Annotated in this window: 15 protein-coding genes; 9 read left to right on the top strand and 6 right to left on the bottom strand. The window is 64.4% G+C overall.

Features of this window, described 5'->3' with window-relative positions; all coding sequences use genetic code 11:
* Nucleotides 1-49: 49 nt before the first annotated feature.
* A complete protein-coding gene (locus WBP06_RS07950) occupies nt 50-442 on the bottom strand; it encodes an MAPEG family protein (RefSeq protein WP_395333569.1) in 393 nt (130 codons plus the stop codon).
* 176 nt (nt 443-618) lie between these two features.
* Between WBP06_RS07950 and rpmF the strand changes: the two genes are divergently transcribed.
* From rpmF to WBP06_RS07925, 5 genes are all read left to right on the top strand, one after another.
* Nucleotides 619-798 carry a 50S ribosomal protein L32 gene (gene rpmF / locus WBP06_RS07945; RefSeq protein ID WP_031342399.1) on the top strand — a complete coding sequence of 60 codons (180 nt, stop codon included), beginning with the start codon at nt 619-621 and terminating at the stop codon, nt 796-798.
* A gap of 27 nt (nt 799-825) precedes the next feature.
* Nucleotides 826-1,887, top strand: coding sequence for a phosphate acyltransferase PlsX (plsX, locus tag WBP06_RS07940; protein ID WP_395333566.1), 1,062 nt, complete (start codon nt 826-828; stop codon nt 1,885-1,887).
* A complete protein-coding gene (locus tag WBP06_RS07935; protein WP_395333564.1) occupies nt 1,887-2,855 on the top strand; it encodes a beta-ketoacyl-ACP synthase III in 969 nt (322 codons plus the stop codon). The genes plsX and WBP06_RS07935 overlap by 1 nt, the downstream gene beginning before the upstream one ends.
* Nucleotides 2,856-2,967: 112 nt before the next feature.
* Entirely contained in the window at nt 2,968-3,264 is a 297-nt protein-coding gene (locus tag WBP06_RS07930) for an integration host factor subunit alpha (RefSeq protein ID WP_395333562.1), read from the top strand.
* A gap of 46 nt (nt 3,265-3,310) precedes the next feature.
* Nucleotides 3,311-3,721, top strand: coding sequence for a MerR family transcriptional regulator (locus WBP06_RS07925; RefSeq protein WP_395333561.1), 411 nt, complete (start codon nt 3,311-3,313; stop codon nt 3,719-3,721).
* Nucleotides 3,722-3,758: 37 nt separating this feature from the next.
* Here the strand turns inward: WBP06_RS07925 and WBP06_RS07920 are convergent, their stop codons facing one another.
* Entirely contained in the window at nt 3,759-4,304 is a 546-nt protein-coding gene (locus WBP06_RS07920; protein ID WP_395333559.1) for a SixA phosphatase family protein, read from the bottom strand.
* A 13-nt stretch (nt 4,305-4,317) separates the two neighbouring features.
* Nucleotides 4,318-7,038 (bottom strand): ATP-dependent DNA helicase, encoded by a 2,721-nt coding sequence (locus WBP06_RS07915; protein WP_395333557.1) that lies wholly within the window; start codon nt 7,036-7,038, stop codon nt 4,318-4,320.
* Between the two features lie 167 nt (nt 7,039-7,205).
* Between WBP06_RS07915 and WBP06_RS07910 the strand changes: the two genes are divergently transcribed.
* Nucleotides 7,206-7,982 carry a PadR family transcriptional regulator gene (locus WBP06_RS07910; protein WP_395333555.1) on the top strand — a complete coding sequence of 259 codons (777 nt, stop codon included), beginning with the start codon at nt 7,206-7,208 and terminating at the stop codon, nt 7,980-7,982.
* Nucleotides 7,979-8,284 (top strand): DUF2218 domain-containing protein, encoded by a 306-nt coding sequence (locus WBP06_RS07905; RefSeq protein ID WP_395333553.1) that lies wholly within the window; start codon nt 7,979-7,981, stop codon nt 8,282-8,284. Before WBP06_RS07910 ends, WBP06_RS07905 begins: the two co-directional genes overlap by 4 nt.
* Nucleotides 8,285-8,366: 82 nt before the next feature.
* On the opposite strand, the gene WBP06_RS07900 is transcribed toward WBP06_RS07905, so the two are convergent.
* Complete coding sequence (locus WBP06_RS07900) at nt 8,367-9,248, bottom strand: mechanosensitive ion channel family protein (protein WP_395333551.1); 882 nt, start codon at nt 9,246-9,248, stop codon at nt 8,367-8,369.
* Between the two features lie 113 nt (nt 9,249-9,361).
* On the opposite strand from WBP06_RS07900, the gene WBP06_RS07895 reads away from it, so the two are divergent.
* Nucleotides 9,362-10,963, top strand: a complete 1,602-nt coding sequence (locus WBP06_RS07895; RefSeq protein WP_395333549.1) for a lysine--tRNA ligase — start codon at nt 9,362-9,364, stop codon at nt 10,961-10,963.
* A 20-nt stretch (nt 10,964-10,983) separates the two neighbouring features.
* Entirely contained in the window at nt 10,984-11,514 is a 531-nt protein-coding gene (locus tag WBP06_RS07890) for a DUF1003 domain-containing protein (RefSeq protein WP_395333547.1), read from the top strand.
* A gap of 7 nt (nt 11,515-11,521) precedes the next feature.
* Here WBP06_RS07890 and WBP06_RS07885 read toward each other — a convergent pair whose 3' ends face one another.
* Both WBP06_RS07885 and WBP06_RS07880 read right to left on the bottom strand, forming a co-directional pair.
* The gene (locus tag WBP06_RS07885) at nt 11,522-12,187 is read right to left on the bottom strand and encodes a prolyl hydroxylase family protein (RefSeq protein WP_395333545.1); all 666 of its coding nucleotides are present in this window, start codon (nt 12,185-12,187) and stop codon (nt 11,522-11,524) included.
* A gap of 87 nt (nt 12,188-12,274) precedes the next feature.
* A complete protein-coding gene (locus WBP06_RS07880; RefSeq protein WP_395333542.1) occupies nt 12,275-13,282 on the bottom strand; it encodes an RcnB family protein in 1,008 nt (335 codons plus the stop codon).
* Nucleotides 13,283-13,412: the final 130 nt, after the last annotated feature.

Raw genomic sequence — 13,412 nt, 5'->3', positions numbered from 1 at the left:
TGGTAGGCACCGGTCGAAAGGGCCGGTGCCTGCCACACCTATAAAAGAATCAGAAGCGCCCCGGCGCGATCAGCACCGCCACCACGGCGAGGCCCAGCAGCGTCAGAATGGTGATGATCGTGCCGGCCATGCGCAGCGGGTGAGGGCGGTCCGAATCCATCCCGAAGGCGTGCAGTACGCGCCCCAGCATGAAGATCGACCCGACGATGGCCAGCCAGGCACCGGCCTTGGCGGTCATTTCGATTGCCGCGACCAGGATCAGCACGAAGGGCGTGCTTTCCACGAAATTGAGCTGCGCGCGCATCCGGCGGCTGAGCAGCACGTTGCCGCCATCGCCGTGCAGCACCTTTGCCTTGGTGCGAACTTGCCCGATACGTACTATATGCCAGAAGGTGATGACGGCGGCCGCGGCTGCCAGGCACAATGTCGTCTGAAGAATCATGCGGGGTTTCTCTCCGTTCCCGGGAACTTGAATGTTTCGCGTTCATGCGACGGGGAGGAACGGGTTGCAACTCGTCAGAAATCGGTTATAGGCGCGCCTTCGCAAGCCGCCGGTCCGGGTAATGACGGTCTCGGCGGCGTTTTTGACATTCATTTATTCCAGGAACAGGTGCCGAAATGGCTGTCCCTAAGAGAAAGACCACCCCTTCCCGCCGTGGCATGCGCCGCAGCCATGACGCGCTGAAGGTCGAGGCTTTCCACGAATGCCCGAACTGTGGCGAACTGAAGCGTCCGCACAACCTCTGCAACGCTTGCGGCCACTACAACGGTCGTGAGATCGTCGCGGTCGAAGTCTAAGACCACGAACGAGTCTCGGAGAGTGCCATGAGTCTGCCGCGTATCGCGATCGATGCGATGGGCGGCGACGAGGGCGTGCGCGTCATGATTGAAGGCGCTGCGCTCGCGCGCCGTCGTCATGAACGTTTCAAGTTCCTGTTGGTGGGGGATGAGGCGCGGATCAAAACCGCGCTGGAAAATCATCCCAACCTCAGGGCCAGCTCCGAGATCCTCCATACGGAGGGCGTTATCAGTGGCGAGGATAAGCCCAGCCAGGCCTTGCGCCGGGCCAAGGGCACCTCGATGGGACGCGCTATCGAGGCGGTGAAGGCAGGTGATGCCGGCGCCGCCGTCAGTGCCGGCAATACCGGTGCGCTGATGGCGATTTCCAAGCTGGCCTTGCGCACGATGCCCGGTATCGACCGGCCTGCATTGGCTGCCTTGCTGCCAACGCTGGGCGACAACGACATCGTGATGCTCGACCTTGGCGCCAATGCCGAGTGCGATGCGCGCAACCTGGTGCAGTTCGCGATCATGGGCGCTGCCTATGCCCGCGTCGCCACGGGTCGCGAGCAGCCGCGCGTGCGTCTGCTGAATATCGGTTCCGAAGAGACCAAGGGCACCGACATGCTGCGCGATGCGGCGTCGATGCTGAAGGCGGCTGCGGGCGATCTGTCGATGTCCTTCGACGGATTTACCGAGGCCGACAAGCTGGGAAGCGGCGACATGGATGTCGTCGTTACCGATGGCTTTTCGGGCAATGTCGCGCTGAAAGCGGTGGAAGGCACGGCGCGTTTCGTGGCGGACCTGCTGCGCCGCGGTTTTTCCAGTTCGTTGCGATCGAAGATCGGGTTCCTGATCTCGAAGCCGGCAACCGAACTGCTGAAGCACCATCTCGATCCCAATAATCATAATGGCGCGGTTTTCCTGGGTCTGAACGGTATCGTCGTGAAAAGCCATGGCAGTGCGAATGCTGCCGGCGTCGCGAATGCCGTGGCGGTTACCGCGCGGCTCCTGGAGGAAAACGTGACCGAGCGGATCTCCGCTGACCTTGCCCGCATGGGCGGTGCCTCCTTGCGCAAACCGCGCGTCCAGGAAGAGAGCGCCTGATGCGTCGTTCGGTCATCGTCGGTACGGGCTCTGCCCTGCCGCGCCGTGCGGTCAGCAACGCCGAACTGGCGGAAAAGGTCGATACGAGCGACGAGTGGATCGTCGAGCGTACCGGGATTTCCAACCGCCACATCGCAGCGGACGACGAAACCACCTCCAGCCTGGCCACCGATGCCGCCCGCAAGGCGATCGAGGCCGCGGGTATCGAGGCATCTTCGATCGACCTGATCGTCCTTGCTACCGCTACGCCGGACCAGACCTTCCCGGCCACTGCCACCCTGGTTCAGGCCAATCTGGGCTGCCGTGGCGGTATCGCCTTCGACGTGGCCGCAGTCTGCTCGGGCTTTCTCTACGCCGTGGGCGTGGCCGATTCGATGCTGCGTTCGGGCATGGCCCAGCGCGCGCTGGTGATCGGGTCAGAAACCTTCAGCCGCATTCTCGACTGGGAAGACCGCACGACTTGCGTGCTGTTCGGCGACGGCGCCGGTGCGATCGTGCTGGAAGCGCAGGAGCAGGAAGGCGCCTCGCAGCGCGGCATCCTTGCCACCCGGCTTCATGCCGACGGTGCGCACAACCAGTTGCTCTATGTCGACGGCGGTCCTTCGACCACCGGCACCGTGGGCAAGCTGCGCATGAAGGGCCGTGAAGTATTCCGCCACGCCGTGGTCAACCTGGCCGAAGTGCTTGAAGAAGTGCTGGCAGAAACCGGCCATTCCGCGCAAGATATCGACTGGCTGGTGCCGCACCAGGCCAATGCCCGCATCCTTGATGCCACGGCGAAGAAGCTCAACATGCCGGCAGAAAAGGTCGTGAAGACCGTGGGCCAGCATGCGAATACTTCGGCCGCTTCGGTTCCGCTGGCGCTTGATCAGGCCGTTCGGGATGGCCGAATCAAGCAGGGCGATCTGGTCGTGCTCGAAGCGATGGGCGGCGGCTTTACCTGGGGTGCCAGCCTCGTTCGCATGTGAATTTGCGTGGCCCTTGGCACTATCGGTTTGTTTACTGCCTCGAGCATTGCTTTTCCCTCATTTTTTCATATTATCGTAATGGGGGTTAGGGCTCGAAGGGGATGCGGTTTTGATGCGCTCCACAGAAACACTGACGAGAGCTGAAATCGCCGAAGCCATTCACCGGCGGCTTGGCCTTTCCAGGTCCGAGTCGCTTGGCATGGTGGAAGCCATTCTGCAGCACATGTCGGAAGCACTTACCGAGGGGGAGAACGTGAAGATCTCCGGCTTCGGTACTTTCCTGTTGCGAGACAAGGGCGAACGTGTGGGACGCAACCCGAAGACGGGGGTGGAAGTGCCCATTACCCCGCGCCGGGTCATGACATTCCGCGCCAGCCAGATGCTCAAGGATCGCATCGCGGAATTGTGATTCAGGCCGCTCCTGCGGGGCGGCAACGCCCAAAGGAGCCAGTTTGATGTCCGGCAGCACGGGGAAATCCCGTTCAGACGCCCATTTCGACGATGGAAAGGACGCGCAAGCGCTCCGCACCATCGGCGAGGTTACCAAGGCGCTTGGCGTCCGGCAGCATGTCCTGCGGTATTGGGAAGAGCAGTTTCCTGCGCTTCAGCCGATCAAGCGTGCCGGCGGGCGCCGCTATTACCGTCCGGAAGACGTTGCGCTGATTGCCGAAATCGACCGTCTCGTCCATCGCGAGGGCTATACCCTGCGCGGTGCGCGTCAGGCGATCGAGGCGCAATCCGATGCGCCTGCAATGCCGGCACCTCCGGCCGTGGTGCTCGCGCAATCCGTGGCGATGGCCGCTTTCGACAGTGAGATCATCGATCGTCTACGCGCGATCCGCGCGCGATTGGCGGAGGCACTCTAGGCCGCTTGACGGTCTGCCCGGCGCGCGCCGTTTACCGTCAACTTTCGATTTGCGGGCCCAGTTCCGGGTCCAGGTCACGTGGGCGGGTCAGATGGACGAGCCGCCCGCGGCCATCGGCAAGATCGCTCCACGATTCGATATCCAGTTCGATTACCGCGAAAGCGGCGGTGGGGAATTTCTCCTCCACCACGTCGCGCATCGGGCTGGATCCGTCATCGGGCACGAGGTCGAAGATCACATCTTCCAGGCCCGGGTTGTGGCCCACCAGCATGATCGTGCGCGGATCGCCTTTCTGTTCGCGCAGTACATCGATCAATGTGGCTGAACTGGCGAGATAGAGGCGGCGGTCCCAGGTGATCGGCGGCGATTCGCCGGCTGCTTCTTCCGCCAGTTCGATGGTCTGCGCCGCGCGCACGGCGGGGGAGGCCAGGATGCGGTTCCACTTCACCTTGTGATCGCGGATATGCAGGCCCATCAGCGCCGCGCCCTTGCGGCCGCGCTTGTTCAGCGGGCGGTCGAAGTCGCGCAGGCGTGCATCGTTCCAGTCGGACTTGGCGTGCCTGAAAATGCCGAGAGTCTTCATGCGGATGCTGCGCTCACACTGGGGGGCGGGCGGGATCGCCGTCCTTCACGGTTTCCCCTGAAACACTTGCCGCCACGCGATGCAAGGCCTCCTCCAGCGAAATGCGACGCACGGGGGTCCCTTGCGGGAAGGCACTGAGCAGGCGCGAGGGGAACGCGGAAGACAGCACGACGAAGTGCCCGTGATCGTTGCGGCTGCGGATCAGGCGACCGAAGGCCTGCGCCAGCTTGGCGCGGATCAGGCTGTCGTCATAGGTCGAACCGCCACCGGCAACGCGGCGCGCGCGATGTAGAATTGTCGGTCGCGGCCATGGGACTTGCTCCATGACGACAAGACGCAGCGAGTGGCCGGGCACGTCCACACCGTCGCGCAAGGCATCGGTGCCCAGCAGCGATGCCTTGGGATCGTCGCGGAAGATGTCGACCAGGGTGCCGGTGTCGATCGGATCGACATGCTGGGCATAGAGCGGCAGCCCGCCGCGTGCGAGGCGGTCGGCGATGCGGCCATGGACTGCGCGCAGGCGGCGGATCGCGGTGAAAAGGCCCAGTACGCCGCCGCCCGATGCCTCGATCAGTCGCCCGTAGGCCCCGGCCAGCGCCGGAATATCGCCGCGCGGCACATCGTTGACGATCAACACTTCGGCCTGTGCGGCATAGTCGAACGGGCTCAGATGCTCGGAAAGCTTGGGCGCCACGTCGATATAGGGCGTGCCGGAACGCTTGATCGCCTGATCCCAAGTGTCGCCATCGCGCAGCGTGGCCGAAGTCATGACGACCCCGTGAGCAGGTTCCAGCACGACGCTGGCGAAGGGTTTCATCGGATCCAGCCAGTGGCGATGGATGCCGGTATCGAATTCGCGCGCCTCGGAACGTTCGAGGGCGAGCCAGTCGACATATTCGGGATCGGCGGGACCGGCGAGGCGAGCCAGCAAGGCTTCCCACGCTGCCAGCAGGTCGATTCGCCAGCCCAGCGAATGGCGCGCGCCTTCGATGCGGGCGCGGCCGGGGCCATCCAGCCAGTCCGGCCCGTCTTCCAGCAGCGCTTCCAGTCGCAGGCTGAGGCGCATCAGCGGTTGGCGCAATTCCGCCAGTGCCTCTCGCGCGGCTTCGGACGCTTCCACGAAAGCGCCGTCAAGGCCGGCGGCCTCTGTTTCCAGGCCATAGCCCGCTTCCTGCCCACCGCTTTCGTCGCGGGCGTAGACGGTGGCGCGAACGGCGGCGAACAGTTCCTCCAGCGGACCCGAAGGCGCGCCTTCGACGATGCGCTGCATCCAGCTGTCGCCGGGCAGGGCCTCGGCGGCGGCCACCGCGGCGGTGATCGCCTTGGCGCCGGCTTCATCATAGCTGGCGACATCGGCAAGGCGCGCGGACAGGCCGCGTCGGCGGCCGCGTGCGTTCTTTTCCGGGCCGATCACCCAGCGGCGCAGTTCGATGGCCTCCGCCCCGGTAAGCGCGGCCGCGAAGGTCGAATTGGCGGCATCGAAAACGTGATGGCCTTCGTCGAACACCACGCGGGTCGGGCGCGAGGCCTGATCGCGGCCGCGCGCGGCGTTGATCATGACCAGTGCGTGATTGCCGATCACCAGATCGGCCCCGACGCTGGCCCGCGTGGCGCGCTCGATGAAGCACTTCCGGAAATGGGGGCAGCCGGCATAGACGCATTCGCCGCGCCGGTCGGTAAGGGCCGTGATCCCGCGCTGGCGGAACAGCGTGCCCAACCAACCGGGCAGATCGCCGCCGATCATGTCGCCATCCTGCGAATAGGCGGCCCATCGCGCGACCAGTTGCGCCATGATCGCGGCGCGGCCGGCAAACCCGCCTTGCAGCGCGTCTTCCAGGTTCAGCAGGCAGAGGTAGTTTTCGCGCCCCTTGCGCACCACCACGGGCTGGCTGCCATCCGGGCGATACTCCGGCCAGGCGCGGCGGCTTTCCTTGCGGAGCTGGCGTTGCAGGGCCTTGGTATAAGTCGAGACCCAGACGGTGCCGCCCGATTGTTCCGCCCACAGCGAAGCCGGCGCGAGATAGCCCAGCGTCTTGCCGATGCCGGTGCCGGCCTGCGCCAGAACCACATGCGGCCGTCCGCGCGCCTCACGCGGGGCGAAGGCCTCCGACGCCTCCACCGCATAGGCGCGCTGGCTCTGGCGCTGTTCGGCGCTGCTGCCGGTCAGTTTGGCAAGGCGTTGCAGCACTTCCGCGGGTTGCAGCGTGACCTGCCGGGGTTGCGGCGCTTCGGGGCTTTCCTCCCACTCGGGAAGGCGGGTGAACAGCCAGCGTTCGGCCTGTTGGGGCTTGGCAATGCGGCCGCTGAGCAGGGTGGACCATGGCCAGCGCATGCGGATCAGCGATTGCAGCCCGGTCCATGCGCCTTCGCGTTCGGCCCAGGTGGGGCTTTCGCAAGTCTCCAGAAGTGCGCCGGCCGCTTCCTGCAGCAGGCGGGGCACGTCGGCATCACCGGTGGGTTCTTCAAGGTCGAGCGCGTGGGCAAGGCCCTTGGGCGTCGGCACCACGAAACGCGCCGGGTGCACGAAGGCGAAGAGTTCCAGCAGGTCCAGCCCGGACAGGTCGGGATAGCCCAGGCGCGTCGCCACCAGCGGCGCATTCAGGATCAGTAGCGGCGTATCGGCAGCCGCCGTGACCGCTTCGCCTTTCGATACGGGACGAGTCGCGCCGGCACCCTCTCGAAGCCAGGAGCCGGCGTGGCTGGCATGAAGCGCGGGTAGGGAGAGGGCGGGCATGGTGACCTCTTAGGCGCGGCGGGCGGCAAGGGAAACCGTGTGACGGCGGCTTTCGTCAGAATCCCGTTGCTTCATCGAAAAATGCATCAAGATATATTTTTGTCTCTTGCGAAGTTCGTTTTAAGATATATCTTGTAGCCATCATGAAAACACACAGAGAGATGACAATGATGAACTTCCACCACAGGCGCGGCCATGGCCGTGGGTGCGAACGCGGACCCGAACGTAACGGCGGCCGCGAAGATTTTGAGGGCGAGGGCTTTGGGCGTGGCCGTTTCGGTCCGCGCGGCATGCGCGGTCGCGGCGGGTTCGGCATGGAGCGTGGCCCGTTCGGCCGTGATGGCGACGATTTCGGCGAAGGCTTTCCCGGCGGCCGTGGGCGTGGTCGTGGCGGCCGGGGCGAAGGCTTCGGTGGCGGCTTTGGCGGCGGTTTCGGTGGCTTCGGCCCCGGGGGCGGGCGCATGGGCGGCGGGCGTCGCAAGCGCCTGTTCGATCAGGCCGAGCTTCAGACCCTGCTGCTTGCCCTGATCGTCGAGGCACCGCGCCACGGCTATGAACTGATCCGTGAGATCGAGACGCTTTCGGGCGGCGACTATGCGCCCAGCCCGGGTGTGGTCTATCCCGCGCTCACCTACATGGAAGAGGCGGGCCTGATTGCCGCACAGGCCGAGGAAGGCGCGCGCAAGTCGTACCAGGCGACCGAGGAAGGCCGTGCCCAGGCCGAAACCGATGCCGAAAAGGCCGTGGAACTGAAGGCCCGTCTGTCGGCGCTGGCCGAGGCACGCGACAAGGTCGATCCCGCTCCCGTCCGCCGCGCGATCCATGCGCTGCGCACGGCGATGCACGACCGGCTTTCGAAGGACGGCGGCAATCGCGAAGTGATCCTGCAGATTGCCGATGCGCTGGACGAAGCCACCCGCAAGATCGAAAGGATCGAAGGTTGAGCCACACGATCGCGGCGCAAGTCGCCACGCCCAATGGGGCCAAGTACGTGCTGCAACTTTGCAAGCACTGGAGCCACAAGCTGGAAACCAAGGTGGAAGGGAGCACCGGCACGGTGACTTTCCCCACCGCGGTGGCGACGATGGCAGCCGATGATGTGGGCATTGCCATCGCCATCACCGGCGAGGATCGGGAGAATGTGGAGCAACTGACCGATGTGGTCGCCCGCCATATCGACCGCTTCGCTTTTCGCGAGGCACCGCTGGTCTATGATTGGCAGTGGCAGGAAACTGCGGCCCAGTGATCCACTGATCCGGGTAAAGCATCGGCCCGCTCTTCGAATGGAGAGCGGGCCGTTGTCGTTTTCCGTAGAGAAAACGCGCGGATTACGCGGCGCGCTTGCTTTGCGAAGCAGGCGCGCGGTCGATGGGCAGCGCTTCCTTGAAAGTGTTGGTGACGTAGGGATAGGGAATCTCGATACCCTCTCCATCCAGCGCGGTCTTGATCGCCTTGATCGCATCGCTTTTGGTAAGACGCATGTCGCGCGGGCTGGTGTCGGCCCACCACTGGATCAGGAAATCGATCGAGCTGGAATTGAAGGACTGTGCCACGACCAGCACGGTCTTGTTGGCATCCACGCCTTCAACGCCCTTCACGGCTTCGCGCAGCAGGGTCTCGGCGCGGTCCAGATCGGCGTCGTAGGAAATGCCGACGACCAGTTCGTCACGGCGCACGGGCTCGTCGTTGAGGATACGCACGGGGTTCTTGAACAGCATCGAATTGGGCACGACGGTCAGTTCGCCGGTGAACTGGCGGATATGCGTTTCGCGCAGCGTGATGCGCTCCACTTTGCCCTGGATCTTGTTGCAGTCGATCGAATCGCCGATGTTCATCTTGTCCCGCAGCATGATCAGCACGCCGGCCAGGAAGTTCTCGAAGATGTCCTGGAACGCGAAGCCGATGGCCAGCGCGCCGACGCCAAGGCCGGCAAAGGCGCCAGCGGGCGTGAAGCTGGGCACCGCCACCGTCAGCGCGATCAGCGAGCCGAAAATCCAGACCAGCAGGCGGACGAGTGTATCGAACAACTGCTTGAGATCGTTGCGGATGCTGGTGCGTCCGGTCAGCTTGTCAGCAATGCGCACGGCAAAGCGAGCGACGGCCCAAGTGGCGATCAGCACCATCAGCGCGATCACGAGGCTGGGCAGGGCCTGCACGAAGCCATCGGCCATGCTTTCAAGCTGCCTTTGCAGGGTGTCGACGTATTTCACGGCTCTAACTCGTCCTCTTGCGACCTAGGGATTCACAACGAGTCCCCGCTGGAGTGGTTCCCCGCTAAGCTTCGCGCTTGCGAAATGCGGCGATTTCGCGTCATAGCGCGCCCATGACTGAACAAGCCCTGATCGAAGCCGCACGCGTGTCCAAGGCCTGGCCCTTCCAGGAGGCCCAGAAGCTGCTCAAGCGTTACCCGAACGGTAAACCCGATAACGCGCCGGTGCTGTTCGAGACGGGCTACGGTCCCTCGGGCCTGCCGCATATCGGCACGTTCCAGGAGGTGCTGCGCACCACGCTGGTCCGCCGCGCCTATGAGGCACTGACCGGCGGCGCGCCGACGCGCCTCGTCGCGTTCTCGGACGACATGGACGGGTTGCGCAAGGTGCCGGACAATATTCCGAACGCCGAAGTGCTGGCCGCCAATCTCGGCAAGCCGCTCAGCCGCATTCCCGATCCTTTCGGCACCCATGAAAGCTTCGCGCATCACAACAATGCGATGCTGCGCGATTTCCTGGACCGTTTCGGTTTCGACTATGAATTCGTTTCGGCCAGCGATCGCTACAATTCGGGTGCCTTCGATGCCGCGCTGACCCGCGTGCTGGAATGCAACCAGGGCATCCTCGACATCATGCTGCCCACGCTGCGTGAGGAACGCCGCAAGACCTATTCGCCGGTGCTGCCGGTCTCGCCCACCAGCGGCGTGGTGCTTCAGGTTCCGGTCGAAGTGCTCGATGCCGCCACCGGCATGATCCGCTTCACCGATGAGGATGGCTCGGTCGTCGAACAGACGGTGTTTGGCGGCAAGGCCAAGCTGCAGTGGAAGGTCGACTGGGCGATGCGCTGGTATGCGCTGGGTGTCGACTACGAAATGTGCGGCAAGGATCTGACCGATTCGGTCACCCAGTCGGGCAAGATCGTGCAGGTGCTGGGCGGTCGTAAGCCCGAAGGCCTGATCTACGAACTGTTCCTGGACGAGAATGGCGAGAAGATCTCCAAGTCCAAGGGTAACGGCCTCACCATCGAGCAGTGGCTGACTTACGGCACCGAGGAATCGCTGGGCTTCTACCTGTTCCGCGAGCCCAAGAGCGCCAAGCAGCTTCACGTCGGCGTGATCCCCAAGGCGGTGGACGAATATTGGCAGTTCCGCGGCAATCTGGCCGATCAGGCGATCGACAAGCAGCTTGGCAACCCCGTCTGGCACCTGCTGCGCGCCAGCGGAACGGGGGCGGGCGCGGGCGACACCGTGCCGGTGACGTTCTCGCTGCTGCTCAACCTCGTCGGCGTGCTGGGCGCGGATGCGACGGCGGAGCAGGTCTGGTCCTACCTCGGCAACTATATCGAGGACGCCCGGCCTGAAGCGCACCCCGAACTGGGCGAGATGGTCCGCGCCGCGCTGGCCACCAACCGCGACTTCATCGCGCCGACCCTGAAGCGCCGCGCGCCGAGCGCCAACGAGGCCGAAGCGCTGAAGGTGCTGGATGCAGAACTGGAAAAGGCCGGAGCGGGTGCTTCCGCTGAAACGCTGCAGAACGCCGTCTACGAGATCGGCAAGAACGAGGCCTATGGCTTCGAGACACTGCGCGACTGGTTCAAGGCGCTTTACGAAACGCTGCTCGGTTCGCCGCAGGGCCCGCGCATGGGCAGCTTCATTGCCCTTTACGGCGTGCCCGAAACGCGCAAACTGATCGCGGAGGCCCTTTCGGCCGCATAACACCACGATCAGGGGCGAGAATGCGCAAAAATCCGCGAACGCCCGAGGAACTCGCCGAAGAGCTTCTCGGGCGAAAGCTGACCGAACTCGATCCCGAAGACCAGCACGTGCTCGACCGCATCGCGTCGGGCACGCTGGTTGGCCCCGATGCCGACGAACTGGCCGCCTTGCACGCCTCCCACGGCGATCGCCTTGCCGACAAGGTGGCGGCGATCGGCGGCAGCTGGGGTTTCATCGTTGCCTTTGCGGTGGTGCTGTTCGTCTGGATGCTGCTGAATTCCAGCGTGCTTCAGGCAATGGGGATCAAGCCCTTCGATGCCTATCCCTACATCTTCCTGAACCTGATGCTCTCGATGCTGGCGGCGATCCAGGCGCCGGTCATCATGATGAGCCAGAACCGGCAGGCGGATAAGGACCGGATCACCGCGCGGCACGATTACGAAGTGAACTTGCGCACGCAGCTGGAAATCATCCGGCTGCACCGCCGCTTCGATCATCTGTTCGAATATCTGGAAACGCGGCAGGCCGCCGAAGACGGCGAGGAGTGCTGACGCGCGCTCACTGCCAGTTCCGCGCGCGATACCACTTGGTGACCACGTACTTCACGCCGCGCTCCACCGGGCGGGCGGCGTGCAGGGTCCACGGGTTGGGCGAGCCATCGGGGCAGGCATTGTTCCAGAGCAGCAGGGTGCCGGGCTGGGGGCGGACGCGCAGGCCCAGCTTCGTGAAGTCGGTATAGCCGCCTTCCTCCACGGCGTTGAGGTAGATCATCGCCGTCCAGCTTCGCTGGCCGCCATTGCAATCCTCATGGTGCCAGTAATCGGCGCTGGTATCGAACCAGTCGCAGTGCTCGTGATAATATTCGCCGCAGAGATAGCGCTGGCCCTGCGCGCATTCGCTGCGGGCAGTGTCCAGCCCGGTCAGCCGGTTGAGATCCTGCTCCAGCGCGCGGACGATCGCGTTGGCGGGATCGATATCGCCCGAATAGCTGGTGCGATAACCGGCCCAGTCATCCTCTTCCACCAGGCGGGAAGGGCTGGCGACATCGTCGATCAGGCCCGTCAGGCAGCGGCAGACGGCGGCCGGTATGAAGTTGTCGACGGTGTAGATTTCGGCGGTATCGACGGGCGCGCGATGGACCGCTTCCATGCGTGCAAGGCGGTCGCGAACGCCGGCGCCGATCCGCGCAAGTGCTTCACTGTCAGGATGTCTGTCTCCCCGCATCGACGGGTAGACTAACCAAGCCGCCGGCAAGATCAATCCGCCGCGAAAATGCCCCCCGAAACCGAAGTTTCAGGGGGCATCAAGGTGTTACCAGAAGAAGTCGTAGATCACATCGACCACCTGGCCGGTGTAGACGTCCACCAGCATCACGTCGTCATAGTAGCGGACCCAGCGATAGGGGCCGTAGACGGGCGGCAGGCGGTACATCCACGGATCGTCCAGCCAGTACGAACTGCCGTAGAACAGCGATCCCAGCGTGAAACCGATGCTTACGCGGCGATAGGCATAGCCGCGATAGGGCGAATAGTACGGCCGGCCACGATAGACGTCGCGGTGGCTGTCTCGATAATCGCGCCAGTCGTAGCGGCGGTCCTGACGCCAGTCGTTGGTCCACCGACGGTTGTCGTCGTTGCTCCACCGGCGGTTGTCATTGCTGTTCCCGCGACGGTCGTCGTTGGACCAGCGATGGTCGTTCGGCTGGCTGCCCTTCCAGGAGGGATTGTTGCCCTGCCACGATGGGCGATTGCGGTCGGGGCCACCCTGCGGCGGGCGACCTTGGTTGTATCCGCCTTGCGGCGGTTGGCCGGGGTTGGGGCCACCAGGCCGGTTGCCGTTCTGCGCCCAGTCCGGTCGGCGATCGGGACCACGGTCATTCTGGCCACGGTTATCCTGCTGCTGCGGCGGGCGTCCACCCCAGCTCTGATTCTGGGGCGGGCGCTGGTTGCCGTTGCCACGATTGCCGTTCCAGTCCGGACGATTCTGCGGCTGAGCCTGCTGAGGGGCCTGCGGCCGCGATCCCGACCATGCATGGGCCGGCCGCGCCTCGGCCTGAGACGGCATTTGCGGCTGGCCCTGGGGCATGCCTTGCGGACGGCCCTGCGGCTGCATCTGCGGGCGGAACTGCTGCTGCGGCGCGGGGCGCTGCTGGGGCGGGCTGCGCCCTTCGCGGCCGTTCGTTTCCGGCCGGGCGCCTTGACGCGGACGATCATCGGCCATCGCAGGGGCCGCAAGCGACGTGAGCGCCGCCGCCATGGCCCCCGCTACACCCGCGCTCTTGAGGAACTTCGTCTTCAGTGTCGTACCCTTCGTATTCATTTCCGGTCTCCAAACCGGACTTGCCGCACCCCTTCGCGGCTTATCCTAAGACATTGGATATAGGAGACGTGCTGTCGAATCCGTGAACCGCGTTGTTGCCATTTGTTCATATTGACGCATTTTAAAATGA

The sequence above is a fragment of the Novosphingobium mississippiense genome, from assembly GCF_044029535.1.
Taxonomy (GTDB): domain Bacteria; phylum Pseudomonadota; class Alphaproteobacteria; order Sphingomonadales; family Sphingomonadaceae; genus Novosphingobium.
The sequence above is the reverse complement of the archived record's forward strand: the minus strand, read 5'-3'. Positions and strand labels throughout refer to the sequence as shown.

Bases quoted from the DNA above. Each gene is read 5' to 3' on its own strand.
- WBP06_RS07950 (WP_395333569.1), bottom strand. From the start codon at position 442: ATGATTCTTCAGACGACATTGTGCCTGGCAGCCGCGGCCGCCGTCATC.
- rpmF (WP_031342399.1), top strand. From the start codon at position 619: ATGGCTGTCCCTAAGAGAAAGACCACCCCTTCCCGCCGTGGCATGCGC.
- plsX (WP_395333566.1), top strand. From the start codon at position 826: ATGAGTCTGCCGCGTATCGCGATCGATGCGATGGGCGGCGACGAGGGC.
- WBP06_RS07935 (WP_395333564.1), top strand. From the start codon at position 1,887: ATGCGTCGTTCGGTCATCGTCGGTACGGGCTCTGCCCTGCCGCGCCGT.
- WBP06_RS07930 (WP_395333562.1), top strand. From the start codon at position 2,968: ATGCGCTCCACAGAAACACTGACGAGAGCTGAAATCGCCGAAGCCATT.
- WBP06_RS07925 (WP_395333561.1), top strand. From the start codon at position 3,311: ATGTCCGGCAGCACGGGGAAATCCCGTTCAGACGCCCATTTCGACGAT.
- WBP06_RS07920 (WP_395333559.1), bottom strand. From the start codon at position 4,304: ATGAAGACTCTCGGCATTTTCAGGCACGCCAAGTCCGACTGGAACGAT.
- WBP06_RS07915 (WP_395333557.1), bottom strand. From the start codon at position 7,038: ATGCCCGCCCTCTCCCTACCCGCGCTTCATGCCAGCCACGCCGGCTCC.
- WBP06_RS07910 (WP_395333555.1), top strand. From the start codon at position 7,206: ATGATGAACTTCCACCACAGGCGCGGCCATGGCCGTGGGTGCGAACGC.
- WBP06_RS07895 (WP_395333549.1), top strand. From the start codon at position 9,362: ATGACTGAACAAGCCCTGATCGAAGCCGCACGCGTGTCCAAGGCCTGG.
- WBP06_RS07890 (WP_395333547.1), top strand. From the start codon at position 10,984: ATGCGCAAAAATCCGCGAACGCCCGAGGAACTCGCCGAAGAGCTTCTC.
- WBP06_RS07885 (WP_395333545.1), bottom strand. From the start codon at position 12,187: ATGCGGGGAGACAGACATCCTGACAGTGAAGCACTTGCGCGGATCGGC.
- WBP06_RS07880 (WP_395333542.1), bottom strand. From the start codon at position 13,282: ATGAATACGAAGGGTACGACACTGAAGACGAAGTTCCTCAAGAGCGCG.